A 25,809-nucleotide genomic window follows, 5' to 3' on the forward strand; every position below is an offset into this window, starting at 1 on the left:
TTGTTGATATCATGAACAAAAAAGAGTTGATTAATTCTGGAAAAGTGAAAAGCGTTTTCACTACTGATAATCCTGATGAGGTCATAATCGAGTTTAGGGATGACATGACTGCAGGTGATGGTGCAAGAAAAGAAGTGATGGACAATAAAGGAGCTTACAATGCAGTAATTTCAGCTAAAATATTCAAGGTTTTAGAGGAAAATGGTGTTGCAACTCAATTTGTCGACTTGCCTGAACCTAATGTCATGATTGCAAAAAAGCTTGAAATGATTCCGATTGAGGTTATTGTAAGAAATATTGCTACAGGTAGTCTAGTTCGCAAATATCCTATTGAAGAGGGCACTAAATTGGACCCTCCTTTGGTTCAAATGGATTATAAGGATGATGAGTATCATGACCCTATGCTTAACAGGTCACTTATAAGAGCACTTGACATCGCTACAGACGAAGAGGTCGATATCCTGATTGAAAAGGCATTGAAAATCAATGAGGTCTTGACCAAATTCTTTGCGGATGCGGGAATCATCCTCGTTGATTATAAGGTCGAGTTCGGTAAGGATAAGGATGGAAACATTCTTTTGGGTGATGAAATATCTCCTGACGGATGCAGATTATGGGACAGTGAAACTCTGGAAATGTTGGATAAGGAACTGTTCCGTGAAGGAAAGGACAATGAAGTAATGGCGGCTTATATTGAAGTTTATAATAGAGTTATTCCAGATGATGAAAAGGTGATTTAGATGTTATTTGATATTGAAATTAAAATCTCATTGAAAAGCGGTATGTTGAACCCTGAAGCTACTCAAGTTGAAAGATCACTTGATTTATTAGGTTACGAAGTTAAAAATGTTAAAACTGTTGAAACAATCAAATTCCAAATGGAAGGGGAAGACAGGGAAGCAATCAGAGAAAATGTCGTTGACATGTGTGAAAGATTGCTTTGTAATCCTGTAATCCATGATTATAAGATTAATGTTATTCCACAAAACATGGCTTGCGGTAAATAGGTGTATAAGATGAAAATTGGAGTAATTAGATTTCCAGGAACTAATTGTGACCGTGATGTAGCAAAAGCTGTTGAGCTTGCAGGTCTCACACCTGAATATGTCTGGTGGAGTGAAGATAAACTCACAGATTATGATGGTATTGTCATTCCTGGTGGATTTTCATATGGTGATTACTTGAGAGCTGGTGCAATGGCATCCATTACACCAGTAATTGATGGAATTAAGGAATTGGTAAAGGAAGAAAAACCGGTTTTAGGAATTTGTAATGGGGCACAAATCTTAGGTGAAATCGGACTTGTTCCGGGTGTTTTCATTACTAACGAAACTCCTAAATTCAACTGTGAATGGGTAGATTTAAAAGTTGCAACTTCAAGAACCCCATTTACAAAGGCATTCAAAAAAGATCAAACAATTGCTCTTCCAATAGCTCATGCCGAAGGAAGATTCTACACAGAAGACATTGACCTGTTAAAAGATCAGGACCAAATCGTCCTTCAATTTGAAGGCAAGAATCCAAATGGTTCAATGGAAGCAATTACAAGTGTATGTGATGAATCAGGACTTGTATGTGCAATGATGCCTCACCCTGAAAGAGCATGTGAAGAATTATTCGGTTCAGACGATGGTTTAAACTTCTTCAAAGGATTTTTATAGTGATAAAATGGTAGTTTATTTAATTGGTGCAGGACCTGGAGATGCTGATTTAATAACTCTTAAAGCCGTGAAGGCTTTAAATAAAGCTGATGTTGTATTGTATGATTATTTAGCTAATGAAGAAATATTGGCTCATGCTCCGGATACTGCTGAAAGAATATACGTCGGTAAGAAAGCAGGTGAGCATTACAAAACTCAGGATGAAATAAACGAGCTGATAATCGAACAGGCTAAAAATCATGAGAATGTTGTAAGGCTTAAGGGAGGTGACCCTTTTGTCTTTGGTCGTGGTGGAGAAGAGATATTGGCTTTAATGGAACATGATATCAAATTTGTTGTTATTCCAGGTGTAACTTCAGCTATTGGGGCACCAACTTCACTAGGACTACCAGTAACTCACAGGGCAGTGGCAACTTCAGTCACTATCGTAACAGGTCATGAAGACCCAACAAAACCTGAAAGTCAGGTGCACTGGGACTATACTGCAGACACTCTTATAATACTGATGGGTATCGGAAACATTAAGGAGAATACCTCAGAGATAATGAAATATCGTCCGGCAGACACTCCAGTCTGTGCTGTTGAAAGCGGAACATTGCCAAATCAGAATTTGGTGTTTGGAACTCTTGGAGATATTGCGGACAAGAAGATCAACACTCCTGCAATACTGATTATTGGGGATGTTGTAAACATGTATAAGGAAATTTATGATTACCAAAGGTGATTAGATGTGCGGAATTGTTGGATGTATATTAAAGGAGGATAGGGATGTAGCACCTATTCTTTTTGACTGTATATCAAAGCTTGAATATCGGGGATATGATTCCATAGGTTTGGCTACCTTTTATGAAGATAAAATCCATATAAAAAAGGATAAGGGAAAAATAGCCGAAGTGGATAAGAAATTGGATCTTACAGACATGCCTGGAAACTTTGGAATAGCGCATGTGAGATGGGCAACACATGGGGACCCATCAAAGCTCAATTCACACCCTCACGTCGATGAGGAGAACACTGTGGCAGTGGTTCACAACGGAATTATTGAAAATTACCTTGAGATTAAGGAGAAACTGATTCTTGAAGGTCATGTATTCAAGTCAGACACCGATACTGAAGTAATTCCTCATTTGATTCAGAAGTTCATGGCTGAAAAGTTCGACCTCGAACATGCAGTCAGAAAGACAATTGATGTTATTGAAGGGGCTTATGCGATTGCAGCAATCTCAATTAATGAGCCTGATAAAATTGTTGCAACACGTAAGGATTCCCCTCTGATAGTTGGAATAGGTGAAGACGGATATTATTTGGCTTCAGACTCTCCGGCAATTTTAAAATATGCCCGGGACATAATATATCCTGAAAGAGGCGAGATAGTCATTTTAGACAGGAATGGTGTTGTCGTTCATGATGAATTTGACAATGTAGTCAACAAGGAAATAGACACCATTAACTGGACACCTGAAATGGCCGAAAAAGAAGGCTATGACCACTTCATGATAAAGGAGATTAACGAACAGGCAATTGCTGTTAGAAATACATTGACACAAAGGGACAATATCCAGAAAATCATTGACGATGTAGGGGATGTTCAAAGAATCTGTTTTGTTGCATGCGGTACTTCTTATCATGCGTCACTGACAGGAAAATATCTCATAGAGTCTCTTGCAGGCATTCCTACCGATGTGATTCTTGCATCTGAATTTAAGTATTCCGCAAATACATTGAATGAAAAGACCCTTGTCATATTCATTTCCCAATCCGGTGAAACCGCTGATTCCCTAAAGGCTTTGGATGTTGCCAATGAAACTTCCATGACCTTGGGTATCGTTAATGTTGCGGGTTCATCCATTACAAGGCGGGCCCAACATGTCATTCAAACTCAGGCAGGTCCGGAGATTGGTGTTGCGGCAACCAAAACTTATGTTGCTCAACTGACTGCAATTTATTTATTCGCAGCATTGATTTCCAAAAATTCAGAACTTTTAAAGGAGCTTGATAATGTTCCTGATTTCATTGATGAAACTTTGGAAAATGTTGATCTGGTTGAGGAGTTGTCTAGAAGATATAACTATGCTCGTGACTTCTTCTATTTGGGAAGAGGATATTCTTATCCTACAGCGCTTGAAGGTGCATTGAAGCTCAAGGAAATTACATACATTCATGGTGAAGGCTATGCGGCTGGAGAACTGAAGCATGGTCCTTTGGCTTTGATTGATGAAGGAATTCCTGTTGTTGTTGTAATTCCTCCTGGTGATAATTATAGAAAAACAATGAGCAATTTGGAAGAAGTTAAGTCTCGTGGTGCCAATGTGCTGGCTATTGGGTCAGATGATGATGAATCTCTAAAAGCCAAAGCTGATGCAGTCATTGCAATAAATAGTGATGTTAAAGAGATTATTGCGCCATTGGTTTATATTGTTCCATTGCAGTTAATGGCTTATTATATCACTCTTGAGAAAGGTCACGACCCTGATAAGCCTAAAAACTTGGCAAAATGTGTGACTGTAGAATAATTTATATTTATGGCTTAAATATTATTTAAGCTATTAATATCTATTTTTTTTTAAATTTAAATCATTTAAATCTTTAATTTATTCATAAATTTTTAAAATCTTTGTTTTATCTATTTTCAATGGAATTGTGCATTTGACTGTAACTTTTATTAATATCTTTTAAAAATATTTCTATTTTAAATGGATTTAGTCTTTTGATATTAATTTCAATTAATTTAACCTTTTTATAGCTATTATAAAAATATTTAGACTTATTTATTCAAAATTAAAACTCTTTATGCTTTTTTTAAAAATCAAAAGCTTTTTATACCTTAAACTTTTAATACTTACATAAGAACAAATGTTAAATGGAGTTAACGTTATGTTTAATAAAAAAATTAGTTTAGTTTTAATGACACTAGTATTTATGTTGTCTATATCAGCAGTTGTTGCTGCTGACTCAAATTCAACAGATGACATTATTGCTGGTGATGTGGATGAAGAACCTCCATCGGGTGATGTAGGAGTTTTATCTGCTGATGAAGATGTCGTCGATCAGACTGATGATAAGAACTATTCATTGACTGGTGACGATGTAAGTATGTATTATAAAGGTGATTCAAGTTATCAGGTAACTTTATCTGATGGAAATGTTCCTGTCGAGGGAGCTAACATTTCCTTAACATTGAACGGAGTTACTCATGTGTTAACTACCGGTAAAGATGGTAAAGTTTCACTTCCGATTGACTTAAATCCGAAGACTTATGTGATATCCGCTAGTTTCGGCAATATTTCAATTAATAATAACATTAAGGTATTGCCGGTCATAATTGGAAAGGATATTACAAAGACTTTTAAGAGTTCAACTCATTACACTGCAACCTTTTTGGATTCAAACGGTACTCCTTTAAAAAATACTGATGTTAAATTTATTTTTAAGGGCAAAACCTATACTAAAAAGACCAATTCAAAAGGTGTAGCTACTTTCGATAAATATTTAAAAGTCGGAAACTATGTAGTTTATGCAGTCCATCCAAATGGGTATAAGATTTCCAATAAGATAATTGTCAAATCATCTGTTGTTGCATATGATTTGAAGAAATATTATAAAGGCTCTGAAAAGTTCAAAGCTAAATTTTATGGAAAAGATGGTAAAGTTTTAAGCAAGAAATATGTTAAATTCTATGCTCATGGTGAGTACTTTACTGTAAAGACCAACTCAAAGGGTGTAGCAAAAATTAGTATTGTTTCTGCTCCTTCAACTTTTAAAATGATTTCCATTAATCCGGCTACTGGTGAAAAAGTAACCAAGACTGTTACTGTGTTGTCCCCATTGTCTGCAAAGTCAATGTCTGTCTTTACTGGAACCACTTCCAAGTTTAAAGTAACCCTTCATAAGCCTAACGGTGATTTGGCTTCTAAAAAGAAGATGACAGTTTATGTTGATGGTTCTAAAAAGAAGGTAACAACAGATTCTAAAGGTGTTGCAACTGTCAAATTTAAGTTAAGTAAAGGAAAATATGTATTCAGGTCAGTTGATCCTTATACTGGTTATTCCTTAAAGAAAAAGGTCACAGTTAAATTGGCATCTATAGAAGCACGTAACATCGGAGCTATTGAAAATCAGAAGTCAGCATTCTATGCAACCCTTTATAAGCAAAGTGGTAAAGTCGCTGCTAATACCAAGATGAAAATCACATTAAATGGCGTTAGCCATGTTGTTAAAACAAATTCTAAGGGTAAAGCACATGTGGACTTCAAGTTCCCTGTTGGAAAATATAAGGTTGTATGTGAAGATTTAGATGTTGGATATAAGCTAACCCGTCAGATTTCTGTTGTAAAGGACAGAATGTCTGTGTCTTATAGTAAATATGGTGTTTCTGCTGATGGAAGAACCATATTGGCAATTGGTAGGCCATCTGCACCGGGTGAAGAGTCAAAATACGGTTATACATGGTATATGACTGAATTTGAAAGAACATGTCCGTACTGTGGCAGTCATGATTTGTACTGGGATGTCTTTTGGGCAGGAAATGAACATGATGAAGTGGGCATTTTCTCCGCTACCGGCAGAAGAGAGCCTGGAAGTACTGAAGGTATGATTTTCTGTGATCATTGTGATGCTGATTTCTCAGTATTCGGTCTGGAACATATATATAACAATCCTAAGAAGTTGACTGTTGTATATGGTCCTGTAAAATCTTCAAAAGAAGCTGCATACTTGCTTAAATCCGGAACTTTTGTGAGATAACCAAAAGTTCACTTTTTTACTTTTTTTAATCTTTTTTTCATATTTAAAATTCTTTTTGTGGAGTTGTTTTCGCGGTCCTGTTTTTCTGAGTAGTCATTTTCAACTTCGACTATGTAATATGCTTCATCCGAAGTTGTTGATGGAATATTCATTTTGCTGAGGTTGCGTTCAACCCGCCTTTTTAGTTTTTCATCATCCATTTCCTGACCCAGAAATATTGGTGTCTTGACGGCTGATGAAATTTTGGTGTTGTGGCGAGCATTATGCCTTTCTTCGGTTCTTGAATCCAGAATATATTCACTGGAGTTATTCAATCCAGGATCTCTAAATGGAATTCCAACATCTGAGAGGGCTATTCTTATCTCATCATTTTTTGGAAGTGACCAATCAAGCATTTCAGGATTTGGACTTGCCAAAGTTCCCCCTTGCATTCTTCCAAATATCGGACCTAATCCTATATAAAAATCAGCTTCAATGAATCCTGCCCTTACTGGTGCTGAGGAGGTGTATGTTGCAATTATTCCATCATCCTTGATTAGGCGTCTGAACTCTTTAAAGAATTCGACTGAAAACAGTTCAGGAGCCATGTTCTGGCTGAATGGGTCTAAAAATATTGCATCGTAAGTATTGTCATCAAGATTCTGGACGGTTTGCCTTGCATCTTCAATGAATACATTTATATTCATGTTTTCAGGAATTTCTCCTGTTTCCAAACTTAATGTCGCATACTCCTGTGCTATCAACTCGTTTTCAATTGCTTTTTTGGTAATGTCATGTTCGGGAATTGGTGAAGGCACCAAAAGTCCGCAGGCAAGTGTTGCCTTTGATATTTCAACCATGTCTATTGTAAGATTTGCAGTTGAATTTTTCATGAAGTCAGCTATTGCAGCTGATGAATTATAGCCTAATCCTGCACATATGTCAAGAATGGCTATGTCTTCGTCATAATTGAATTTCATCGGCTTGATAAATTTTTCAAATGACTCACTTATTGCACCTGTAGATGTATGTAGCGTTTCAACTTTGTGATTTATTTCTTTAGAGTTGATAGAATAGGATCCATCATCGGTTAAAACAAAGTATTTGTTATAAGTATCAAAAAAATTGAGCCTCCATTCATTATTTCGACTACTTTTTTCTTGACGAAAAGTTTCATTTACCAAATCAAAAATATCGTCATTGATTATTCTAGCACTGTTTTCATAACTCATTTTATCAAGTATATTTTTGGTTACAGAAACTTTAAATATTTGGTTATTTCAGAAGTCATTTCCGCAATGTTGTGATATTATTGCAGGTAGAATTGTTTCATTGATGTTTTCATTTGTTGTTCTAGCTGGGATATGGTTTTCTTAAAACATTTTTAATAAATGGTCTAAATTAACCTGTTTATCTTATTCGGCATTAATTTCAGGTTTTTGCATATTTAATCGATTTTATTTATTTCATTTTTTAAATTTAGCTATCGCTCTTTGTCATTTTTTAATAATTTGAATGAATGGCATGAAAAATAATTTTGTGTAATATTGGCAGAACGGTATTTAAATTCTTAAATATATTGCTCTAAAAGGATATTTCGCATCGATTTCACTTAATTTTTAAATATTTGATTGCTTTAAAATGAGTATTTTCATAAATCAAGTTCAATTTCAGCGTTATTGCTCATGTTTTACCTTTAAAATTAAATTCTATTTTACGCTTGAATTTCTTGATAAAAAGTTCTATTTGAGTCATTTTTGATTAAAAGGGCTTAAATTGCACTTATTGGTTTTCTTGAGTGCTGGTGCCAATCATTTTGTGTCTATCATTTTATTTCAAAATTATATTATTTTTGACTTATTTTTAAAAATACTCATGGATTTTCCTTTGTTTAGAGATTGGGAATTTTTACAATCTTTTCTATTTTCCATTCTTTTTTCATTTAATAAACGATAAATTTTTAATATTTTTATTAAAATAGTATTATTTTGTAATATTTTATTTAAAATAAGTTTATTGAACCATATTTAATCTTATTAAGCCGGATATAATCTTATTTGATATGGTTTGGTTTCGAGACATTGAGCTGAAATACATTTGCTCTGGATTTGAATTAGGTGATTTGAACCGTTTTAAGCCATTTAATTTTTCGTCTAAAAATGCTTATTTTTCTTATTAATTCTAAATATTTGCTTATTTTTGAATAAAAACATTTATATAATAGTTATTTCATAATAATAACTGTCAATCTCAAGTATTGTACTTATTCAATAAATTTATTGAAAAATTTTTTACAATATTTTGGGGTTGTCGTAACATATACTGAAAATTCGACTTTGTACGAATGAGGGGTGGGGAATCCTGATAATTTATCAAAACGCATGTTTCTATGATGATGATAAATGTGTTGATGGAAAATTTAATAGATTTCATTTAAATCTCCTTTACAGGATATGCCTTATGATTCATTTCTCCAATTATGATAAAAAGTGATATTCCTGATTTAAACAACATTTCCTCAATAATTCAAGATTCGGTAACTTCACGCGTTTGTGGAAGTTATAGATCTGTCACACCTAATTGGATATAATAACACGCCTAATTTCAAAATTGGTTTAAATGGGAATTGATCTATGCCGTGACATGGATGGAATATCCAATGCTTAAAATCTGACATTTAAAGTAAATCTCCCTATGGGTATTTCATAACACTAAAATAATAAGAAATCTATTAGAACCCGTAAATACGCCCTTTAAAACCTAAAAAGAAAATGGTAAAACAAAGCACATCATTCGGGTTAAGTTTAACTTAACCTTCCATTTTTCTTTTTTTCTTTTCAAATCAATTTTTCAGGAAAACTATTTTTTTTCAAACTCAAATCATTTTTAAAGTCTTTTATGAGCAAAATTTATATAATTTCTAATTTAAATCTTATTTTAACGAATTTTTTAAAGGTTAAGTAAATGTTTGAGATTAAAGCAAAAGATGGAAAAGGCCGTGTAGGTGTTTTAAAAACCAAACATGGTGATGTGAAGACTCCTGCATTGATGCCTGTTATTCATCCTCGAAAACAGGCCTTGGATGTAGGCAAATACGGTGCGGATATCGTAATCACTAACGCTTATTTGATTTATAAAGATGCTGATTTGAAGAAAAAGGCTGTGGAAGAAGGTTTGCATAAGCTAATCAACTTTGATGGGCCGATAATGACTGATTCAGGCTCTTTTCAATTGTCAGTTTATGGGGATGTGGAGATAACAAACAAGGAAGTAATCGAATTTCAGGAACTGATCAAAACAGATATAGGAACAAGCCTGGATATTCCGACCGCCCCTTTTGTAGACAGGGAAAAAGCGGAAAGCGACATGGAAATCACACTTGAAAGGGCTCGTGAAGCCATTGAGTATAAAAAAGAGCAGAATATGGAAATGCTTTTGAATTCAGTCGTTCAGGGCTCAACATTCCTGGATTTAAGAAGGGAATGTGCAAGGGAATTATCTAAGCTCGATGCCGATTTGTATCCTATCGGTGCTGTTGTGCCTTTGATGGAGTCATATCATTACAAGGACCTTGTTGATGTGGTGATGAATTCAATGAAAGAGCTTTCAGACACAGTTCCGCGCCATCTGATGGGAGCGGGCCATCCTATGATATTCGCATTGTGCGTTGCAATGGGTTGTGACCTTTTCGATTCAGCAGCTTATATCCTATATGCGGAAGATGACAGGCTTCTTTCAACTAGGGGAACATTCAAATTGGAAAACCTTCAGGAAATGCCATGTTCCTGTGAAGTGTGTACCAAATACACTCCTGATGACTTAAGGGCAATGCCTAAAGAGCAAAGAAGAGATTTGATTGCTCAACATAACTTGCATGTCTCTTTTGCAGAGTTAAGATTAATCAGACAGGCAATCTATGACGGCAACCTGATGGAACTTGTCGAAGAAAGATGCAGAGCCCACCCTGCACTTCTCGAAGCCCAAAGGCAACTTGGAAACTATACACAGGATTTGGAAAAGTATGAACCTAGAAGCAAAAAATCAGCATTCTTCTACACAGGTCCCGAATCCCTTTGCAGACCTGAAGTCCTAAGGCACATGCAGAAGCTTCGTGAAATGCCTAAAAAACGTGATTTGGTTATATTGCCTCCAACAAGAAAGCCATACTCAAAATTCGTTTCCGGAAAGCTTGGCGAATTCTATATCTACGGGTCCGAACAGGAAATAGATTTGGAAAATACAGATTTCATGGTATTGGACATACCGTTCGGATTGATACCATTGGAAATTGATGAGGTGTATCCGTTAAGTCAAAATGACGCTCCAAAAACCCGTGATGTTGACAGCATAGAATTTTTGGAGGATTTCCTTAATGAATTTGTGGAATACTATGAGCAGGTCCTGATTCATTCGAGGGTTATCAAGAACCTTGAAATCGGACTATATAACAAATCAATATCTTCAGATGAAATCAGGTATAAAAAGGATGATGTCAAGAAGGTCAAGGCAATTGCAGATTACCAGTTTGGTCCTGGAGCCGGCGAAGCGCTCTTTAAAGGCAACATCAATATAGAAAAAAGTAAGAAAACTGGCAAAATCAGACACATCTATGACGGCAAGGTGCTTATTGTGAATATGAGGGCATCAGATTCATACCTGATTCTTTCAAAGGAAGGTGCAAAGAGGCTTCACAATGCAATGCCCTACCCGAAAAACAGGGTTGTTGTCAACAAGGACTCCGAACCATTTGCGCTTGACGGAAAAAGCGTATTCTGCAAGTTTGTAGTTGAATGTGATGAGGACATACGTTCCAATGATGAGGTTTTAATCGTTAATGAGCAGGACCAGCTCCTTGCCTATGGAAAGGCAATTCTCGGGGCATGTGAAATCAGACAGTTCAAAACAGGTCAGGCCATCAAAACCCGTAAGGGAATGGGAAAGTGATATTATGAGCGATAACGATAAGGTAAATACGGGCCATCATATTGAAGATAAAGAGCTAATTAAAAATGCAAGAAAACCTGTTGGCGAGCTGGGCCATCAGATACTTGACAGAATGAACGAGTCCCATGAAAGCATGGCTCAGTGGGGTGTAACCCATTTCGACATCCAAAAAGACTCAAAAATTCTTGATATTGGTTGTGGCGGTGGAAGAAACATAGAAAGGTTTGCTGCACAGATATCCGATGAGGGAAGGGTCGTTGGAATTGACTACTCTGAAGTCAGCGTTGAAAAATCCATCGGATTAAACAGGGATGCAATCGAGAAAGGAATAGTCAATGTATTGCAGGGATCAGTTTCAGACATGCCTTTTTATGATGAAACATTTGACATTGTCACCGGTTTTGAAACAATTTATTTCTGGCCGGACTTTATCAATGACCTCAAAGAAGTCAATAGGGTTTTAAAGAAAGGAGGTTTGGTTTTTTTCTGTAACGAAGCGGTTTACAGGGAAGGCGAAATGGAAAAGTATGATGATCTGGTTGAATTGTTGGATATGAAAATCTATTCTGAGGATGTTTTGAAGGAATCCCTTGAAAAAACAGGTTTCAAGGATTTTAAGGCATTTATTGATGAAGAAAATGATTGGATTTGCATTACTGCAATAAAAATCTAATTTTTTTCTATTTTTTCATGTTTCAACGAAAACTTTATATAACATTAAAACATAAGTTTATTTGTTGTTAGTTTTTATGCGCCGTTAGTCCAGTCTGGTTAAGATACTAGCCTGCCACGTTAGTGACCCGGGTTCAAGTCCCGGACGGCGCACTTTTTACATATGCAGTCGTGGTATAGTCTGGTTATTACTTGGGCCTTCCAAGCCTACAACCCGGGTTCGAATCCCGGCGACTGCATCTCGATTTATCTATTTTTTTTTAAAAATCTTTTTTTGTTTAAAAATGCTTTATTTTTAGTTACTTTTATATAATAATAAGAATAAAATATTAATAATTAAATTGATTTTTAATTTAGTTCAAGATTATAATTTAAGGTGATTTAATGGTAGGAATAGTAGGATATGGGGCACATGTGCCATCATATAGAATAAAGGTAGAAGAAATCGCTAAAGTATGGGGAGATGACCCTATTGCTATATCAAATGGATTGGTCGTTAACGAAAAGTCCGTACCTTCTCCTGATGAAGATACTGCAACCATTGCAGTTACTGCTGCTAGATATGCTCTAGCAAGAGCTCAAATTGATCCGTCAAAAATCGGTGCTGTTTATGTTGGTTCTGAATCACATCCATATGCAGTTAAACCGACTGCTTCCATTGTAGCTGAAGCGGTTTGTGCAACTCCAAAATTAACTGCTGCTGATTTGGAATTCGCATGTAAGGCAGGAACAGCCGGTATTCAAATGACTATGGGATTAGTTGAATCTGGCATGATTGAATATGGATTGGCTATTGGGGCAGATACCTCACAAGGTGCACCTGGAGATGCTTTGGAATACACTGCATCTGCTGGAGGGGCAGCTTATATCATCGGTAAGGAAAACACAATAGCAGACATCAACCATACATGCAGTTTTACAACAGACACTCCTGACTTCTACAGAAGGGAAGGTCAGCCTTATCCATCTCACGGTGGACGTTTTACAGGTGAACCTGCTTACTTCAAGCATGTTTTAAGCGCAGCAAAAATGTTGTTTGAAGAAACAGATTCAAAACCTGAAGATTATGATTATGCATGTTTCCACCAGCCAAACGGTAAATTCTACTTGAGGGCTGGTAAGAAATTAGGATTCACATCCGAACAAATCAAACAAGGATTATTGACTCCTAACATTGGAAACACTTACTCAGGTGCCGTACCATTGGCATTATCTAACATTTTAGATGTGGCAGAACCTGGTGATAACATATTTGTTATTTCATATGGTTCAGGTGCCGGAAGTGACGGTTTTACAATAACTGTTAAAGATGAAATTGAAGAAAGAAGAGAATTAGCTCCAAAAACACAAAGTATCATTGAACAAAAAACCTATGTTGATTATGCTGTGTATGCTAAATTCAAAGGTAAAATTAAAATGTAAGGGGGCTTGAATATGAGAGATGTTGCTATTATCGGAGTTTCACAGACAAAATTTGGTGAATTATGGGATTCCTCATTTAGAGATTTAATTGCTGAAGCTGGTTTAAAAGCTATAATAGATGCGGATATTGGTGGTGACGACATTGAAGCAATGTTTGTTGGAAACATGTCTTCAGGACTATTTGTTGAACAAGAACACATTGCAGCACTTATTTCCGACCACGTAGGTCTTAATCCAATTCCAACCACAAGAGTAGAAGCTGCTTGTGCATCAGGAGGATTGGCATTAAGGCAAGGAATCATGGCAGTTGCATCAGGTTTCCATGATGTTGTAATTTCTGCAGGTGTTGAAAAGATGACTGATGTGGTTGATGCTACACCAGCTATCGCTACAGCATCAGATCAGGAATGGGAAGCTCAACAAGGTGCTACTTTCCCATCATTATATGCAATGATTGCAAAAAGGCACATGTACGAATATGGTACTACCCGTGAACAACTGGCACAGTTTTCAGTTGTAAACCACAAGAACGCATCCAAAAACCCTAATGCACAGTTCCCATTTGAAGTAACTGTTGATAAGGTAATCAATTCAACAATGGTTGCAGACCCATTAACACTTCTTGACTGTTCCCCTGTAACTGACGGAGCAGCAGCAGTTGTAATGGTTCCTGCTGAAGATGCTAAAAAGTACACTGACACTCCAATTTATGTAAAGGCTTCTGCACAAGCTTCTGGAACTATGACCTTACACGACAGAAAAGATATCACTACCATTGAATCTACAAAAGTAGCTTCCAGAAAAGCTTATGAAATGGCAGGAGTTACCGTAAAAGATATTGACTTGACTGAAGTTCATGACTGTTTCTCCATCAATGGACTTTTAGCAGTTGAAGACTTAGGATTTGCCGAAAAAGGTAAAGGAGGAATAGCTATCGAAGAAGGACAAACCGAAATTGATGGTGATTTCCCAATCAACACTTCCGGTGGTCTTAAGGCACGTGGACACCCATTAGGTGCTACAGGTATCGCTCAGGCTGCTGAAGTCGTATGGCAACTCAGAGGAGAAGCCGGTGGACGTCAAGTTGACGGTGCAGAAATCGGTATGACCCACAACATCGGTGGTACCGGTGGTACTGCAGCTGTACACATTTTCGGAAGAGATTTATAAATCTCTTTTACTTTTTCTTTTTTTATGATACTCAATACGGGCACAAGGACTGACATTCCCGCTTTTTATTCAAAATGGTTCCTGAACAGGATTGAGGAAGGTTTTGTTTTTAGCAAGAACCCATACAACAATCAGATCTATAAGTATAATTTTAATCCTAAGACTGTTGATGTCATCTGTTTCTGTTCTAAAAATCCGAAGCCCCTGGTAAAAAATTTGGATAAGCTTTCCGATTATAATCAGTTTTGGTTTACAACGATAAATCCTTATGATAAAGATATAGAAGTTAATGTTCCCGATTATAAAAAAGTTATAGAAACATTTAAGGAGTTGTCCGAGACTGTAGGAATCAGTGCAGTGTCCTGGAGATATGATCCAATCTTCATAACTGAAAAGTACAATCTTGATTTTCACATTGAAAAGTTTGAGGAGATGGCATCTGAACTGCATGAATACACTTCAGACTGCACAATAAGCTTCATTGACTTGTATCAGAAGGTATTGAGGAATTTTCCTGAAGCCAGGGAGGTTACAGTTGAAGAACGTTTGGTTATTGGTGAAAATTTTGCGAAGATTGCTGCAGAGTATGGCATTAAGATGAAAACCTGTGTTGAAGGAACATTGCTTGACCAATTCGGCTTTGACTCAACAGGATGCATGACTCAGCAGGTGCTGGAAAAGGCTATTGGAAATAATCTAATAGTCCCTAAAGGAAAATACCAGAATCGTGAATGCAACTGTTTAATGGGAAGAGATATTGGATTATATAACACTTGCATGCATGGATGCAAATACTGTTATGCCAATAGTAACGAAATTATCTACTACTTTTCTCTCACTACAGATACTAATTTTATTTTCCTCAGTAATTAAAGTTTTGGAAATTCGTTCAAATCGTAGAATTTTAACATATATTCAGATATAAAATAAAAACATTAGTGAATGTATAAAAATAAAAATGTTGTCTTGAACAGTTATTATTTATCAGAATTGGCTGTATGATGCTGGTCAAAACACAAATAAGAAATGTTAATGTCACCAGATATAGTAAGTGATAACATGATAATAAACGTCGGCGGAAGAACAGATATAGTAAACTACTACACTCCATGGCTACTGAATAGGCTTAGTGAAGGATATGCATATTCAAGAAATCCATTTGCAAGGGAGAATGTATACAAGTTAAGCTTAAGGCCTGAAGATGTTGATTGTCTTTTGTTCTGCTCCAAAAACTACCAACCCATACTAAAACATATAGGTGACATTGATGAAAAGTACAATATATTGTGCAACTACACAATTACTGCATACAGCAAGGACATAGAACCTAAAGTCCCAACAATAAATCAATCTATTAAAACGTTGAAACGATTATCTGATATTGTTGGCAGCAATAAGATTCTCTGGAGATATGATCCAATACTTCTGACTGAAAAATACACAGTTGAAAAACATCTGGAAACATTTGAATATATGGCCGAAAAGATCTCACCATTAGTTTACAGATGCATATTCAGCTTTGTTGATATGTACAAAAAAGTTGAAGAGAACCTGCCTGAAATAATTCCGCTTACTGAGGAAGATAAAGTGAAGCTATTGAAAGGGATTGGTGAGATATCAGGGAGATATAATATTTATACACAATCCTGTGCAACAAATGAAAGCTATGAAAAATATGGCATTCATCCTGCAGGATGCACCACTCGTGAAATACTAGAACAGGCTCATGGTGTAGTTTATAAAAATGTTAAAGGAACAGGGATTAGGGAAAATTGTCATTGTATTCCATCAAGAGACATAGGGGCTTATAATTCCTGTTTAAGTGAATGTAAATATTGCTACGCTAATCGAAAACCTGAAATTCCAAAAAATGTTATAAAATTGCATGATGAGAAATCACCGTTGTTGCTAGGACACCTTAAAGAAAATGACAAACTAACAGATACTGAAGTAATAAAATATATTGAACCAAAACAAACTACTTTATTTGATTTTTAAATTTATTGGTAACTTAAAGATTTTTAGTTATATAAATTAAAGTATCTATTATAAAAATCAACCTCAAAGCGACAATTTGATTCGCATCAACAACTCCTGTGTGTGCTATTCCATTTCTATTCACTAACCCAATATCTTCTTTAAAATCTATGTTGTCACCTAAAGGTTTCAATATTTCAGAAATGAATTTTACATTAACTTTATTTAAAAATTTTTTCCATGAATCATCATTAGTACATTGATTTAACTTATTTTCTAAAGATTTTCTTAAGCCTCCAAACATTTTATCTACACCCAATTCATCCCTTAATATTCCCTCAAGTTGCAATGTTAGAATAATTACAGCCGCCTCATATTTTCCATGCATATAATTAAATATAGCTTGTTCAATAATAGTTCTTCGAATATCAGATAATCTCCAACCATTAACTTTTTCTATTATTAAATTAGGATCATCATAATAATTATTTAAGAAGAATTGGTTAAAATTTTCATCATCACTTTTAGATAATTCTTCATAATATTCCTTATCTATTGTTGGAATAATCCACCAATCATCAAAAACTATTCTTCTTATAAAATTTAATGAGAAAACAGATTTTATCCAATCATCATCACTTTCACAAACACATGAATATAATTCTCTTGCAAATATCTCTTTTTCGATAATGATTAAATTTAAATTAAGATTTGCAAAGGTTTGCATAGCGGCATTTGCAATTAAATTAATTTGATTCCAATTAATTAAATTAAAACTTTCATGAACTCTAGTTAATGCATCAGTTGTTAAGGTTAACTTTTTAATTAAATCAATTGGGGGCATCATTTTAACAAATAAATCAACTTGAGATATAAATGGGGCTAACATCTGACTTTGAAGACTCATCATTTCTACGGCTTGATTAATTATTGGAGAATCATATATTCGCATAATTTGATCGGAAACCCTCATAAAATCATTTAATGAATTGTTAATCAAATCAATGGGGAGATTATTAGTCGCAATCATGATTTGTTTTTCACGCTCTTTTTTTAAAGTAGTATAATGCTCTTCAAATGACTTTAAGAATTCTTCTTGAACATTATTAGTTTTTGTGTTAAATTTTGGAAAATAGAGTTTATTGTTTTCAACAAACTTCAATAATACTTCACTTAATTCATCATCAGATATGGAAAATTCATTTAATGAATAATCAGGTTCTATGATTAAATCATAAACAAAATTTTTTAATGTATACTCCGGATTTTCAATTAGATTTACTAAATTTTCACCGATTTCCTCATTCATTGTAAAATTATAATCAATGCCCATAACTGCCACCCATAAATCTTAATTTTGGAAAATAATATTTGAATTCACCAGTCTACTTATTAATCATTCCTTTTTAAATTTAATTTAAATGCACATATTTTAAGCAATGCTAAAATCAATAAATTTGCATTACCCCAATAATAATCTCCTTTTTTCATTAAAGAGTGCGCCACTTTATTTCTTAAATTAAGTCCAGATTTATCTATTAGCAAATATTTTAAAAAGAAAAGATCGTCTTCAGAAATTAAATCAAAAGTTCCATATTCCAATAGCTTATTTAAAGATTTATCCTGAGTTGCCCCATCTCCGGTTGGTTCTTTAATAACATTATCAATACTGTAAACTAATTTAAGCATCCCCTCAATTTTTAAAATTAATGAATCAATAGTTAAAATAAAGTTAGGTTGTGGGATATTATACAAATAAATTAATTCCAATTCATAAAAATAATTATTAATTATTGGGACAATCATCATGAAATACGGATTTTCACCCACATTTGGGATTTCACTCCAACCCAACCAAGTTTCTTCTTTTAGGAATTGTAAAACAATTTTTGGAGATAATTTTCCTTTAAAATATGCAGTATTGATTATTCGTGTAATGAAAGGCAAATAAAAAATTGAAATACCTCGTGAATAATATTCCATGACCGCATGATTATCTTTTTCTTCATCCGATACGATTTTTTCAATGACAAATCCATTTCTGTCGCGTAAACTTTTTGAAACAGCATGCAATAAAGGAAAATCTCTCTTGGATTTTTCAACAAATTCTAAGCCGCCTTTATGATGCTTTGTTAATTCTGGATCATTCATCAAATATTGTAAAATTTCATAAGAACTACAATTTTCAACAATGCGGTCAGCATAATCAAGTATACCATCCATTATTTCAGAATAATTTTCTATTTCTTCAGAATGTTTGAAATATTGAAAATCTGCAGAAAATGTTTCATATTGTTTTAATAATGACTCTGCTTCTGAATTTGCACCACCTTTCTTATAATTTTCACTAGCTAAAATACAGAAATCCGCCTTGATATTTGCATTATCATTCTGATTCATGAGACATTCATACATTTTACCAATTTCTAATCTCCAATTGTATTGTGAGTTTTTATCAGTTTTCTCACCCAATTCAAGAACATCAATAGCTCCATGGGGATTTATTGAACTAATATTCTCATAAATATTCCAACAAATTGTATTTAAATTGTCTACATCCCTGAAATTCTTTTTTTCATCTAAAATATGTTGAATTAATTTACATGGAATTAAATAAAGCTCATTATTCCAATAATTTTCATTATTGATAATTTCAATTATTTTATTTTTAATTCGGAGTTTATTATACCCAAATTTAAATGAAAATCTATAGGAATTAATTATTGTTGTAACATAAAAACTATCGATTGATTTATTTTCAATAATCTCATTTTCCACATCATTAATAAATTCAAAAGATGAATCTGAACATATTCTGGCTTTATCAATATGAGGATATTTATTACATAATATGGCTGAATATCTAAACTTAAGGAACTTATTATTAACGGAATTCATTCTATTTTCAATGTATTTAAAATCTTCTTCAGATAGATTATCTAGATTAGGAATCGTAACCATTTTTCCATCATTATTTTCAATAGTGAATACTCCGTCAACCTTAGCATCAATTATTCTAAATTCCAAACATGTATGTTCACACTTAATGGCTTTTTTATTTTCTTCATTAATTGTCTCTTTTAAAAATGAATTAATCTTTTCTTTAATATTTGAATAATTACTTGAATTTATTGTTTCCATTAATTCATACATATCTTCTAAATTTTTAAGTTTTTCCATAATATCACCATTAAAGACATAGAAGTTATCAAGATGAAAGATAGTTTTATTATTTAATAATTTATTCAATTATGTTAATTAAACTAGTTTTGCTTGCCCAAATAATTAATTGATATTAAACTTTAATTTTTACAAAAAGTCCGGAAAGTTTACATTAATTTTATTATATATTTTATATAAAAAATATAATAAATAATATAATAAAAAATGTGAAATGATTACTATGGGAATTACTGATTATATTAAAACCAGATTATTGAATAATAGAGTAGAACAGTACAACACCAAGCGTAGCTATTGGGGTGAGGATGAAAGGCAGCCTAGAACTGATGGAATCAATACTGGATTGGATTTGATTGATGCTCTTCCTCCAGTGATTAATAAAACTATAGCTAATGCCAGGTATGCTATTAAGCTTGATGGTTATACTTCAGGTATTTTGAAAAATAGAATTGATAAAGCTAATGTTAATATTGTCCTGGTCGACAAGGACAACAAGCTTTCAGCGGAACAGAAATTGACTTTGATCTTGTGGGCAAGAAAAATCGACATCAGTCAAGTTGCTAAAAATATCCTGCAAGGAGGAATGGTTGATGGTGAGGGAGTTATTAAACCTGTAGAGAGATGGGATAAGGATATTGGCAAATATATTAAACCTATCTTTTTAGAAATTGGTGCACATGGGTATGGCCTTAAGAAAGAATTTAATGATGATAATGAAGTGCAGCTATACTTGCATGAAATGCCTAAGGATGTTGTTAATGGAAGTCCTGAAGAGTTCAATAACTTCGTCAGTGTTGAAGAGGGAACATTAACGGTTCAATATGAGCCGGATGAGGTTATTAACTTTATGTATAATGAAATCTATTCTGAAGCTCAAAGTATTATCCTGAATTGTTTGGATGATATCTATCACAAATGCAATCTTGAAAGAAACCAAGTAGAGAGAATTAATAAGGATAATATTATTGAAGTTAAGCCTGCAATGGATGCTAACGGCCAGCCATACATCACTGAGCTTTCATCCACTGCTAAAGAAAACTTGTATGCGGATTATGGTACAACTGCTGGAAGTAATGTAGCTATTGTGCCTCCGGGAATTGAATCTAAAATATTGGGGGGTAACAACTACCAGTCAGATTATACTAGACAGACTGAAATCTTTAGAAATAATATTTTAAGGACTTTCGTAACTCCGCAATCTCAGGCAGGTAATGAAAGGTCTAATCAGAACGTGGCCGAGTACATTAACGATTCAGCTATTACAGGTTTCATTGTTAATGTGGCCAATGACCAGAAATGGGTGTTAAAGCACTGCAATGAATTATTAAAAAGACAAATGGATTTGATGGGCATTAAAGAAACTTATGATGTTTACTTCAGCTATTCCAGAGATGATGTTGTTAAATATGTCATGGAGCTTTCAGCTGAAGGTGATGAAATCTATAAGAATTATCTCAGTAACTTTGAAGAGGAACAGCCTGTCGGTGAGAGAATTGTTAGCGAAAGCGGTACTGAAATATAATAAAGATTTATATAAAATAAGTAATAAATAATATAATAATTAATATAATAAAAATGTGATAATGAGACTCTTTCAAAAACTTTGTTGATTTTCAAAATCCTTTTTGCGATTGTCATTCCAAATGAGATCTCTGCGATAGATTCGTTTTAAAACGCCTCGTTTGGTCTTGAATGTTCGTTTTCTTGATTTTGGCATTGTTTTTTGAAATGCATTTTCAATTTTGTTACTTGTTTTTTCAATTCGTTTATCTTTTAAGTGATAAATGAAGCTTTTATATCGTGGAGTGATTGATTTTCTGATTATTTTATAAATCACTGGATGAAAATCATCTTTACGATAAATTAAAGATTGTACTTCATTTTTGAATTCATTATAATTATTTAAATCAAATAAATCTTTGATTATTTTTAGTTGTTTGTGACATTCTTGATATTCTTCGTCAGAAATACGATTTTTATCTTTAAAAGTTTTTAATTGTTTATTTAAACTTTTTTTAGTATGAAAAATACATAATTGATGTTTAAAACCTAATTTTGGGATAATTGAGGCATATTTTTTATCTAAATCTGTTGTGATTGCAATTTTATTTTTATTTGCTGTAGATTCTCTTAAAAACTTTTCAACAGTTGTTTCATCTTCAGTATCGTAAATTGCATCGGCTACGATGCAATTTGAAATAGAATCAAGTAATGTGTGACGATATTTCCATTTTCCGTTGATTTTTATCCATTCTACATCAAAGACATAATAACCCGAGCAACGCCCTAAATCAAATTCTAAAATGTTTTCATTAACAAAAAGCCAATTTTCAATTGTTTGATGTGAAATCGTGATTCCAAAGAATTTTTTAAATGATTTACAAACATTTTTTAAGCTTCCCAGATAATCTGAAATTAAATGTTCTGATTCACTTTTCAATTCATTCGTAAAATTGCTGTTTTTATCAACAAGACTTGTTAAATCTGTTTGAAATGTTTTATCACAACGTTTGCAAATATAACGCTGAACCTTCACATTAGTTTTACCAATTTCTTTAAATACTAATGTTCTTTTTGTAAAACCATATTTAACAACATGACGAGTTCCACAATGTGGGCACCTAGCTAAACTCATTTTAAAATAAGGAACATCCTTTTTAAAACTTAAATCAAAAGATTTCAGAGCTTTTTGACAGGATTTAAAAATTTTCACAAAACGAGGATCTGAAAGGACTAATCCTCCATTAGAATCGCAAAATATATATTGTTTAACATCTAAAATACTATTTGGAGTATTTGTTTTTTGATTAGGCATGATAAAAACTTTTACTCCACCTATTTATTAAATTTAACTATTTTTAGATAAAATTAAAAATTCACAACTAATTTTCATCAAAAAATTTTAAATCAACAAAGTTTTTGAAAGAGTCGTATTCCAACAAATTTATTATCTTGTTTATATAAATAATATAATATGTCAGATAATAAATCTATTAGTTGGACTAGTTTTTGCCAGGCTATGAATTCCATAGCATACTGGCTACTCCAAAACCAAAAGAAGTACAAGAAACGTGACCATTACCAAATATTAACATTAAAAGGTAGTTGTAGCGATATAGAAAAGAAAGCGAAGAAATTAGGAAACGATAAACTAGTATCAATGTATACAATGGCCTTAATCAAAGATAACAAGTCTTTAGATTTCCTTCCAAACTATGTAACATTAAAGAACGGAGAACAAATTGATAAAGCCGAATATGTAGATATGGCCATAAGGACAGAAGCTTACATTAGAGCAAATAAAAGACTTCCAGCTATTGTATATAGGATGTCTAAACTTCCAGATTACAAAGATTCCACAATGAAGCTATTTATCAATGTATTCAACTTCAAAGGAAATACAATTGATGAAGCTTTAGCTATTATAGCAAAGAAGAAATTATACAGCAAATACTTTGATTCACAAAAAACAGACAAGAAAACAATTAATGATGCTAAAGCAGGTAAAGGTTCCAATTGTGTGGACTGGGGACAAGTCTATTATCGTATAGCCAAATCCTTAGGGTATGATGTACAGTTTGTCCATGTTAAATGTCGTGTGAGTGGAACTGGCCATATAAGATTAAGATTAAAGCATAAAAAACATACTGGGGGTAATTGGATTAATAGAGATCCTGCTGCAGTGGCAGATACAACTTCAGGAAATGTTAAATCCATTTGGTGTGAAGATGGATATCTTATAGCTTATGATCCATCCTGGATTTTTACAGATTTATACAGTAGTTAACGTTAATGTTAACTCTTTTTCTTTTTTATTTAAAAATTAACAAATATTTTAGTAGGTTCTCAATACTAATTTTTTTTCAGATATCTTAACGTTAATCATCTGATACAGTAACAGTAGAACCGTTTCTATCTTTAAATTCAACTATAAAATCATTAGGTAATTTTTCAACAATTTCTTTTAAAACTTCACTAGTTAGTTCTGACATATTTAATAGGTATATTCAAACTATTATTAAAATATACACAATTGGAAACAAAACCTTATTTAAATTTCAAAAAGTTATTTACTGTTTTTTAATTTTTAATTAATTCGTCTAATGTGATTAACTGTTCTTTTAAGGTTTTAATTTCATTTTCACCTATTTTAGAGATTATTGATTCTTCTATTTCATTATTGATTTGAAGAGCTGCCTTTTGTATTTCTTTTCCTTTTTTTGTGATTTTAACGATTTTCCTACGGTTGTCTTCGGGATCAATTTCTTTTGTCAGAAATCCTTTCTTTTCAAGTATCTTCACAGATTTGGTTACGCTGCTTTTTCCTATGTTTGCTTTTTCTGCAAGATAATCTATAGAAACACCATTATTCAATGCTAAAACAAGGAGCACTCTTGTCTGACTTAATGTCAAATCCATTTCTTTAAGATAGCTATTCATGTAGTTTGTGTAATCGTTGAATAGATTGGCTATTAGGAATCCTAATTTTTTTTCTTCCATAGCAATGTTTATATATGATTATTGTTAAATAGTTTTCTATGAAATAGTTTCATAGGAAATTATTTTATAGGAAATAAAATTTTTTCGAGATGATAAAAAATGAAAACCGCAATAATATATGTTTCATCACATCATGGAAATACAAAAAAAGTTCTAGATGTAATGGCATATTCAAATGATATCGACTTATTAAAAATATCTGAAGCTAAAAAAACAGATTTTTCAGTTTATGATGCAATAGGATTTGCTTCAGGAATATATTTCCATAAATTCCACAAAGGCATCGAAAAGCTGGCTTCAGAAATTGACTTGACCGGCAAAAAGGTTTTCACTGTTTACACATGCGGTATTAATTACATAAACTATGCAAGAGGCATCCAAAAAACAATCAGATCCCAAGACTGCGAATTCATTGGAGGATTCAGCTGCAGAGGATATGACACATATGGATTTTTCGAAAAAATCGGTGGAATAGCCAAAAACCATCCCAACGAAAAAGACTTTAGAAAAGCTCGTGAATTTATAAAAAACAATTTGAGGTGATATTAATGAAAAAAATGATGAATAAAATGCCGTCAGTTGGCGTTGAAGGCCACTGGTCAGCGGATAAATTCAGCGACAATGTCCTGCAGGATGCACTGATAAGACATGCACTAGGATTAACCTACCTGCAAATGGCAGATGTAGGGGAAGTACTGGAAACAGTTGCTAAATTCAAAGCAGGAAAAGAATGGATTGATGCATGGTCTGAAATGGCAACAACACTTGAAAAAAGAGCAGAAAACTCCAACAGTAACGTGACAAAAGAAAGTGCATATCTAAGGGCATCAACCTATTGGAGAATTGCTTTAATGTATTTTAACTCAATTGATGATGATAGACTTTCCAAGTATTCTCAAAACAGTTTGGATTGTTATCATAAATATCTAGAAGTATCCACTTTCCCAGGGGAATATATCGAAATCCCTTATGGAGACTCATTTCTTCCAGCACATTATTATCAATCTCCCGTTGCAGATGAAAATGCACCGTTAATGATATTGACTCCTGGAAGAGATACTTTCGCAGAAGATACTGCATGGGTTTACAGACAGGCACTCGAAAGAGGAATAAACTGTCTTGTGTATGACGGTCCAGGTCAGGGATTTGCCCTTAGAATGAACGGAATTCCATTCAGACATGATATAGAAAATGTAATAACCCCAATTATCGATTACTGTTTAGAAAACTTTGAAGGCATAGATGAGGAAAACATAATACTTTTCGGAATAAGCTTTGGAGGATTTCTAGTGCCTAGAGCCGCAATCTATGATGAACGTGTTAGAATGTGTATTGTTGATCCAGGCAATGCAAACTGGGGCGGTGCCTTTGCTAAAAGACTTGAAATGATTCAAAAAATGCCAAAAGAAGTTCGTCCCGCACAATTGGACTTCATGCTTGAAGATTACATTTACAAGCACGGAGCAACATCCGAAACCATTTGTGATGAACTTAGAAAATTCGACAATACTGACATTATTAAGGATTTGGATTGTTTGACCATTGTAATGGATGGAAC

Annotated in this window: 21 protein-coding genes and 2 tRNA genes; 18 read left to right on the forward strand and 5 right to left on the reverse strand. The window is 33.6% G+C overall.

Annotated features, from left to right (window positions below):
* The first annotated feature begins 11 nt into the window (after positions 1-11).
* From purC to ACJMML_RS03355, 6 genes are all read left to right on the forward strand, one after another.
* Positions 12-740 carry a phosphoribosylaminoimidazolesuccinocarboxamide synthase gene (purC, locus tag ACJMML_RS03330; protein WP_405305969.1) on the forward strand — a complete coding sequence of 243 codons (729 nt, stop codon included), beginning with the start codon at positions 12-14 and terminating at the stop codon, positions 738-740.
* Entirely contained in the window at positions 741-1,007 is a 267-nt protein-coding gene (gene purS / locus ACJMML_RS03335; protein ID WP_292603729.1) for a phosphoribosylformylglycinamidine synthase subunit PurS, read from the forward strand.
* A 9-nt stretch (positions 1,008-1,016) separates the two neighbouring features.
* On the forward strand, positions 1,017-1,661 hold the full coding sequence (gene purQ / locus ACJMML_RS03340) for a phosphoribosylformylglycinamidine synthase subunit PurQ (RefSeq protein WP_292603727.1): 645 nt from the start codon (positions 1,017-1,019) through the stop codon (positions 1,659-1,661).
* Positions 1,662-1,668: 7 nt separating this feature from the next.
* Positions 1,669-2,385: a uroporphyrinogen-III C-methyltransferase gene (cobA, locus tag ACJMML_RS03345; protein WP_405305970.1), complete on the forward strand. Its 717-nt coding sequence runs from the start codon at positions 1,669-1,671 to the stop codon at positions 2,383-2,385.
* 4 nt (positions 2,386-2,389) lie between these two features.
* Positions 2,390-4,174: a glutamine--fructose-6-phosphate transaminase (isomerizing) gene (gene glmS / locus ACJMML_RS03350; protein ID WP_405305971.1), complete on the forward strand. Its 1,785-nt coding sequence runs from the start codon at positions 2,390-2,392 to the stop codon at positions 4,172-4,174.
* 406 nt (positions 4,175-4,580) lie between these two features.
* On the forward strand, positions 4,581-6,404 hold the full coding sequence (locus ACJMML_RS03355; protein WP_405305972.1) for a hypothetical protein: 1,824 nt from the start codon (positions 4,581-4,583) through the stop codon (positions 6,402-6,404).
* Positions 6,405-6,412: 8 nt separating this feature from the next.
* On the opposite strand, the gene ACJMML_RS03360 is transcribed toward ACJMML_RS03355, so the two are convergent.
* Complete coding sequence (locus tag ACJMML_RS03360; RefSeq protein ID WP_405305973.1) at positions 6,413-7,615, reverse strand: MnmC family methyltransferase; 1,203 nt, start codon at positions 7,613-7,615, stop codon at positions 6,413-6,415.
* A gap of 1,732 nt (positions 7,616-9,347) precedes the next feature.
* Between ACJMML_RS03360 and tgtA the strand changes: the two genes are divergently transcribed.
* From tgtA to ACJMML_RS03400, 8 genes are all read left to right on the forward strand, one after another.
* Positions 9,348-11,327 carry a tRNA guanosine(15) transglycosylase TgtA gene (tgtA, locus tag ACJMML_RS03365; protein ID WP_405305974.1) on the forward strand — a complete coding sequence of 660 codons (1,980 nt, stop codon included), beginning with the start codon at positions 9,348-9,350 and terminating at the stop codon, positions 11,325-11,327.
* Positions 11,328-11,331: 4 nt separating this feature from the next.
* Positions 11,332-12,000, forward strand: coding sequence for a class I SAM-dependent methyltransferase (locus ACJMML_RS03370; RefSeq protein WP_405305975.1), 669 nt, complete (start codon positions 11,332-11,334; stop codon positions 11,998-12,000).
* Between the two features lie 78 nt (positions 12,001-12,078).
* Positions 12,079-12,152 (forward strand) — tRNA-Gly (locus ACJMML_RS03375).
* A gap of 12 nt (positions 12,153-12,164) precedes the next feature.
* Positions 12,165-12,238, forward strand: a tRNA-Gly gene (locus ACJMML_RS03380).
* Positions 12,239-12,383: 145 nt separating this feature from the next.
* Positions 12,384-13,421, forward strand: a complete 1,038-nt coding sequence (locus ACJMML_RS03385) for a hydroxymethylglutaryl-CoA synthase (protein WP_405305976.1) — start codon at positions 12,384-12,386, stop codon at positions 13,419-13,421.
* Positions 13,422-13,433: 12 nt separating this feature from the next.
* Positions 13,434-14,591 carry a thiolase domain-containing protein gene (locus ACJMML_RS03390; protein ID WP_296782612.1) on the forward strand — a complete coding sequence of 386 codons (1,158 nt, stop codon included), beginning with the start codon at positions 13,434-13,436 and terminating at the stop codon, positions 14,589-14,591.
* 24 nt (positions 14,592-14,615) lie between these two features.
* Complete coding sequence (locus ACJMML_RS03395) at positions 14,616-15,464, forward strand: DUF1848 domain-containing protein (protein ID WP_405305977.1); 849 nt, start codon at positions 14,616-14,618, stop codon at positions 15,462-15,464.
* Between the two features lie 186 nt (positions 15,465-15,650).
* The gene (locus tag ACJMML_RS03400; protein WP_405305978.1) at positions 15,651-16,589 is read left to right on the forward strand and encodes a DUF1848 domain-containing protein; all 939 of its coding nucleotides are present in this window, start codon (positions 15,651-15,653) and stop codon (positions 16,587-16,589) included.
* 13 nt (positions 16,590-16,602) lie between these two features.
* On the opposite strand, the gene ACJMML_RS03405 is transcribed toward ACJMML_RS03400, so the two are convergent.
* Together ACJMML_RS03405 and ACJMML_RS03410 are read right to left on the reverse strand one after the other, a co-directional pair.
* A complete protein-coding gene (locus ACJMML_RS03405) occupies positions 16,603-17,901 on the reverse strand; it encodes a hypothetical protein (RefSeq protein ID WP_405305979.1) in 1,299 nt (432 codons plus the stop codon).
* A gap of 59 nt (positions 17,902-17,960) precedes the next feature.
* The gene (locus ACJMML_RS03410; protein WP_405305980.1) at positions 17,961-19,748 is read right to left on the reverse strand and encodes a DUF4209 domain-containing protein; all 1,788 of its coding nucleotides are present in this window, start codon (positions 19,746-19,748) and stop codon (positions 17,961-17,963) included.
* 223 nt (positions 19,749-19,971) lie between these two features.
* Between ACJMML_RS03410 and ACJMML_RS03415 the strand changes: the two genes are divergently transcribed.
* Complete coding sequence (locus ACJMML_RS03415) at positions 19,972-21,273, forward strand: hypothetical protein (RefSeq protein ID WP_405305981.1); 1,302 nt, start codon at positions 19,972-19,974, stop codon at positions 21,271-21,273.
* 72 nt (positions 21,274-21,345) lie between these two features.
* On the opposite strand, the gene ACJMML_RS03420 is transcribed toward ACJMML_RS03415, so the two are convergent.
* A complete protein-coding gene (locus ACJMML_RS03420; protein WP_405305982.1) occupies positions 21,346-22,566 on the reverse strand; it encodes a hypothetical protein in 1,221 nt (406 codons plus the stop codon).
* A 345-nt stretch (positions 22,567-22,911) separates the two neighbouring features.
* Here ACJMML_RS03420 and ACJMML_RS03425 point away from each other — a divergent pair, with 345 nt between their 5' ends.
* Positions 22,912-23,538, forward strand: a complete 627-nt coding sequence (locus tag ACJMML_RS03425; protein WP_405305983.1) for a pseudomurein-binding repeat-containing protein — start codon at positions 22,912-22,914, stop codon at positions 23,536-23,538.
* A 293-nt stretch (positions 23,539-23,831) separates the two neighbouring features.
* On the opposite strand, the gene ACJMML_RS03430 is transcribed toward ACJMML_RS03425, so the two are convergent.
* Positions 23,832-24,251: a MarR family winged helix-turn-helix transcriptional regulator gene (locus tag ACJMML_RS03430; RefSeq protein WP_116592750.1), complete on the reverse strand. Its 420-nt coding sequence runs from the start codon at positions 24,249-24,251 to the stop codon at positions 23,832-23,834.
* A gap of 99 nt (positions 24,252-24,350) precedes the next feature.
* Here ACJMML_RS03430 and ACJMML_RS03435 point away from each other — a divergent pair, with 99 nt between their 5' ends.
* The gene (locus ACJMML_RS03435) at positions 24,351-24,794 is read left to right on the forward strand and encodes a flavodoxin family protein (protein ID WP_116592751.1); all 444 of its coding nucleotides are present in this window, start codon (positions 24,351-24,353) and stop codon (positions 24,792-24,794) included.
* A gap of 5 nt (positions 24,795-24,799) precedes the next feature.
* A partial coding sequence (locus tag ACJMML_RS03440; RefSeq protein WP_405305984.1) for an alpha/beta fold hydrolase occupies positions 24,800-25,809 on the forward strand: 1,010 nt, incomplete at its 3' end.

The organism is Methanobrevibacter sp. (assembly GCF_045130115.1).
GTDB lineage: Archaea > Methanobacteriota > Methanobacteria > Methanobacteriales > Methanobacteriaceae > Methanocatella.

Coding starts and splice junctions, on each gene's coding strand:
- purC (WP_405305969.1), top strand. CDS start 12: ATGAACAAAAAAGAGTTGATTAATTCTGGAAAAGTGAAAAGCGTTTTC.
- purS (WP_292603729.1), top strand. CDS start 741: ATGTTATTTGATATTGAAATTAAAATCTCATTGAAAAGCGGTATGTTG.
- purQ (WP_292603727.1), top strand. CDS start 1,017: ATGAAAATTGGAGTAATTAGATTTCCAGGAACTAATTGTGACCGTGAT.
- cobA (WP_405305970.1), top strand. CDS start 1,669: ATGGTAGTTTATTTAATTGGTGCAGGACCTGGAGATGCTGATTTAATA.
- glmS (WP_405305971.1), top strand. CDS start 2,390: ATGTGCGGAATTGTTGGATGTATATTAAAGGAGGATAGGGATGTAGCA.
- ACJMML_RS03355 (WP_405305972.1), top strand. CDS start 4,581: ATGTTGTCTATATCAGCAGTTGTTGCTGCTGACTCAAATTCAACAGAT.
- ACJMML_RS03360 (WP_405305973.1), bottom strand. CDS start 7,615: ATGAGTTATGAAAACAGTGCTAGAATAATCAATGACGATATTTTTGAT.
- tgtA (WP_405305974.1), top strand. CDS start 9,348: ATGTTTGAGATTAAAGCAAAAGATGGAAAAGGCCGTGTAGGTGTTTTA.
- ACJMML_RS03370 (WP_405305975.1), top strand. CDS start 11,332: ATGAGCGATAACGATAAGGTAAATACGGGCCATCATATTGAAGATAAA.
- ACJMML_RS03385 (WP_405305976.1), top strand. CDS start 12,384: ATGGTAGGAATAGTAGGATATGGGGCACATGTGCCATCATATAGAATA.
- ACJMML_RS03390 (WP_296782612.1), top strand. CDS start 13,434: ATGAGAGATGTTGCTATTATCGGAGTTTCACAGACAAAATTTGGTGAA.
- ACJMML_RS03395 (WP_405305977.1), top strand. CDS start 14,616: ATGATACTCAATACGGGCACAAGGACTGACATTCCCGCTTTTTATTCA.
- ACJMML_RS03400 (WP_405305978.1), top strand. CDS start 15,651: ATGATAATAAACGTCGGCGGAAGAACAGATATAGTAAACTACTACACT.
- ACJMML_RS03405 (WP_405305979.1), bottom strand. CDS start 17,901: ATGGGCATTGATTATAATTTTACAATGAATGAGGAAATCGGTGAAAAT.
- ACJMML_RS03410 (WP_405305980.1), bottom strand. CDS start 19,748: ATGGAAAAACTTAAAAATTTAGAAGATATGTATGAATTAATGGAAACA.
- ACJMML_RS03415 (WP_405305981.1), top strand. CDS start 19,972: ATGGGAATTACTGATTATATTAAAACCAGATTATTGAATAATAGAGTA.
- ACJMML_RS03420 (WP_405305982.1), bottom strand. CDS start 22,566: ATGCCTAATCAAAAAACAAATACTCCAAATAGTATTTTAGATGTTAAA.
- ACJMML_RS03425 (WP_405305983.1), top strand. CDS start 22,912: ATGTATACAATGGCCTTAATCAAAGATAACAAGTCTTTAGATTTCCTT.
- ACJMML_RS03430 (WP_116592750.1), bottom strand. CDS start 24,251: ATGGAAGAAAAAAAATTAGGATTCCTAATAGCCAATCTATTCAACGAT.
- ACJMML_RS03435 (WP_116592751.1), top strand. CDS start 24,351: ATGAAAACCGCAATAATATATGTTTCATCACATCATGGAAATACAAAA.